General features: G+C 72.0%; 2 protein-coding genes and 1 pseudogene. 1 reads left to right on the forward strand and 2 read right to left on the reverse strand.

The genetic code is table 11. From position 1 onward, the window contains the following. Positions 1–477, reverse strand: a pseudogene (locus tag ACWGH4_RS32490) (hypothetical protein); the annotation flags it as partial. Positions 478–489: 12 nt separating this feature from the next. Further along, entirely contained in the window at positions 490–2,868 is a 2,379-nt protein-coding gene (locus tag ACWGH4_RS32495; RefSeq protein WP_453467184.1) for an FHA domain-containing protein, read from the reverse strand. 222 nt (positions 2,869–3,090) lie between these two features. Here ACWGH4_RS32495 and ACWGH4_RS32500 point away from each other — a divergent pair, with 222 nt between their 5' ends. Then, a complete protein-coding gene (locus ACWGH4_RS32500; RefSeq protein WP_441264629.1) occupies positions 3,091–3,603 on the forward strand; it encodes an ATP-binding protein in 513 nt (170 codons plus the stop codon). Positions 3,604–4,024 lie beyond the last annotated feature (421 nt).

Here is a 4,024-nt window from a genome sequence, read left to right on the forward strand (position 1 = left end):
CGACGAGGTCGCGAACGTGCTGAGCCCGAGCCCTTGGCAGTAGACCCACCGCTCGTGCTCCGCGTCGTACAGCCACACCGCCTCGCCGTCCACGACGAGGCCCGCCCGCAGCCCTCTGGTACGTCCACGGAAGGTCTCACCGTCGGACAGCCCGTCGGCCAGGTCGTCGGCGGCACGCCGGTAACGGGCCAGGGTCTCGGCGACCCGGGCCAGCAGCGGCCGGGGGTCCGCGGTCCGGGCCAGGGGCCGGTCGACGGCCGGGGGTTCCTGCGGCACGGCGACCAGCAGACGTCCGTCGACCCACGCGGACCAGCCGTTCGCGCACACGATCTGACCCCAGTCGCCGCGCCGCTCGGCGAGCTGGACCGGCAGCAGTGGGTCGAGCGGTGTCGTGGGCCGGGACACGTCCGGCGCCTCCCACGCGGGCATGCCCCACGGCGGCACGACATGTGTGGCGCGGAACTCCCAGGCTGCCATGGCGGACCCGGCCTACTTCCGCATCACGGCGGGCTCGTGCCGCCGCAGCAGGCGGGCGACCAGGCAACCGAAGAGCACCGACAGCACCACCAGCATCCCCATGTCGAGCAGCCACACCCCTGCCGAGTGCTCGAAGAGCGGATCGGCCGTCAACTCGCCGGGGACGATGCGGCCGAGGTCGATCGTTCCCGCCATCGCGCCGAGGGCCCACCGGGACGGGACCAGCCACGCCAACTGCTCGATCACCGCCACGCCGTCGAGCTTCAGGAGCGCGCCGCAGAAGACGACCTGCACGATCGCGAGGAGCACCAGCAGCGGCATGGTGACCTCTTCCTTGCGCACCAGGGCGGAGATCAGCAGGCCCAGCATCATCGCGGTGAACGACAGCAGCGCCACGGCCAGGGTGATCTCCGGCAGAGGTGGCAGCAGCACTCCTTCGCCGCCCGGCGAGCCGAGGTCGACCCCGGCCAGGGCGACGAGGGTCAGCACGATCGCCTGGAGCACCGTGACCGTCCCGAGGACCACCACCTTGGACATCAGATACGCGGACCTGGACAGTCCGACGGCCCGTTCCCGCTGATAGATCGGCCGCTCCTTGACGAGCTCCCGCACCGCGTTCGCCGCGCCCGTCAGTACGGCACCGACGCAGAGAATGAGGAGGGCGTTCAGTGCCGTCTCCCGGTCGAGTCGGCTGCCGGCCAGGGCGCGGGCCATCGCACCCATGACGAACGGCAGCGCGATCATGATGACGAGGAACGTGCGGTCCGCGCTCAGCGCGGCCGTGTACCGCCGCACCAGCGTCAGCAGCTGGGCGCTCCAGCTCTGCGTCTTGGGCGGCGGGGGCACGGGCCCCGGGGCCGGCCCGGCGGGCAGGCGCGGCTGTGCGGTGGCGCCGACGATGTACTGCGCGTTGAAGCGGGACTCGCGGTACATCTCCGCCCAGTCCCTGCCGCGGTCTCTCTCGAAGGCCTCGAACGCCTCGGGCCATTCGGCGAAGCCGAAGAAGCCGAGGGCCTGCCCCGGCGGCCCGTAGTAGGCGATCCTGCCGCCGGGCGCGAGGACGAGCAGCCGGTCGCACACGTCCAGGCTGAGCACGCTGTGGGTCACCACGACGACCGTGCGCCCGTCGTCGGCCAGGCCGCGGAGCATGTGCATCACGGAGCGGTCCATGCCGGGGTCGAGCCCGGACGTCGGCTCGTCGAGGAAGAGCAGGGACGGCTTGGTCAGCAGCTCGAGCGCCACGCTGACACGCTTGCGCTGGCCGCCGGACAGCGAGTGGATCGGCTGGCCGGCCCGCTGCTCGAGCCCGAGCTCGCGGATCACCTCCGTGACCCGGGCCTCCCGCTCCGACCGATCGGTGTCCTGGGGGAACCGCAGTTCGGCGGCGTAGGAGAGGGCGCGGCGTACGGTCAGCTGGGCATGCAGGATGTCGTCCTGCGGCACGAGCCCGATGCGCCGGCGCAGCTCCGCGTAGTCGTGGTAGAGGTCGCGCCCGTCGTACAGGACGGTGCCCCGCTGCGCTGGGCGCAGCCCGGTGAGGGCGTTCAGCAACGTGGACTTTCCCGCGCCGCTCGGCCCGACCACGGCGAGCAGGCACTTCTCACCGACCGGGAAGGAGACATGGTCCAGGAGGGTCTTGCGGCCCCCGTCCACGGTGACCGTCAGGTCCTGGACGTCGAGGGACACCTCGCCGGTGTCGACGAACTCCTGGAGTTCGTCGCCGACCAGCACGAACGCGGAATGCCCCACGCCCACGATGTCGCCGGCCCGTACCGGGGCCCGGTCCACGGGCAGGCCGTTGAGGTAGGTGCCGTTGTGGCTGCCGAGGTCGACGATCTCGTACGTGCCGTCGGGCCGTGTGCGCAGTTCCGCGTGCCGGCGGGAGACCACGAGGTCGTCGACGACGAGCTCGTTGTCGGGCGACCTGCCGATGCGCACGGCGCGGGCGGGCAGCGGCCGCACGCTGGTCGGGCTGCGGAAGGTCCCGGTCGCGGCGGGCACGGGCACGACGGGCGGCGGTCCGGGTTCGGCGGCCGGTCGCCGGCCGGCCGACGGGTGGACGGCCGGTGGTGCGAGGTCGGCGAGTACGGCCCGCGGGCCGTCGGCGGCGCTGCCGAAGCGGATGACACTGCCGGGGCCGACTTCCCGCACGTGGATCCGACGGCCCTCGGTGTACGTGCCGTTGGTGCTGTTCTCGTCCGCCACCGTCCAGTGCCCGTCGTCGGCCCGCAGCACGGCGTGGTGCCAGGAGACCCGTGGGTCGTCGATGACGATGTCGCTCAGGGGATCACGCCCGACGTGGTACGCCCGGGTCGGATCCATCACCGTGGAGCCGGTATCGGTCTCCATGACGAGTGCGGGCGCAGTCGGCGTGCCAGGCCGCTCTGCCATGTTCGGATTCTAGCGATATGTGCGGTTCTGCGCCCCTGCGGCCGCCTCCGGGCCGGCGGGGGCGCAGAGAGTCCTGGGCCCCCAACGGGCCGTTGGTGTCGCGTGTTGCGGTGAACGGGTGGCCGGTGCACTCTGATGGTTACCCAGAAGCGACACAGGCTCACTCTTCGTACTCGGGGGCCACATACGAATGACGGGCCGTCGCGGTGAGGAGCCACGGTCATGAACGTTCCGGTTGCCTGCCAGTACAGAATCGAAGTACCGGCTTCCCCAGAGCGCATTCCTCAGATCCGGCGCATACTCGCAGCCCATCTGAAGTACTGGGGCCTCGACGCCCATGTCATGCCGGTCTGCAGCGCCGTCGACGAACTCGTCGGCAATGTCGTCCAGCATGTCGAGGGCGACAAGACATGTGTGGTGGAGCTGCGTTGGGCCGGGCGCCATCTCACCACGTCCGTCTCGGACCGAGACAGCACCCTTCCGCGGCTGCACACGTCGTCCCCCGCCAAGGGCGGACTCGCCAGGGTGGCGATGCTCAGCGACAGCTGGGGCACCTGTGCCACCGAACACGGCAAGGTGATCTGGTTCAGCCGCCGCGTCAAGGAGCCGCAGCGCGTGAAGTCCGGTCCGCACGTGCCCCAGCCGCCGGTCCGGGAGTTCCGGCCGCTGCCGCTGGAGGCGGTGCCCGCCGAACCGTTCGAGGCGCCCTCCCTCGCCGTCCCGGCGGGGCGGTGACGCGCGGATGTTCCGTACGGCTCGGACGCCGCCGGACGCCCTTGGGTGTCCGGCGCGGCACAGCCGCCGGCGACCGTCGCTGCCGTGCGAACGGTCCGTGTGTGTGCCGGACCTGCCCCGCGCAGTGCCTCACGGCCATGGGTCCTGCCCATGAAGGCGGCCCTGCCCATGACGGCAGGGGTCCCGGCGTACCGGATGTGTCCGTACCGCGGGCCGTCCTCGGCCGGCGCTGACGGCGGGGAGCACAGGCCGCCGGTCCGGACTCCGCAGCGACTCCGAGGTCCTTGAAGCATCCGGTCGTCTCGAGCGGCTGGTCGTGCCGGGCGCGGCCCGTACTTCGCCACGGGAGCCGCTGTGCCGGCTGACCGGCCTCGGACCCGGCGCCGGTGCACCGGGAAAAGGCCCCCGCCCGGGTCCGACC

It is taken from the genome of Streptomyces sp. NPDC054847, assembly GCF_053610925.1.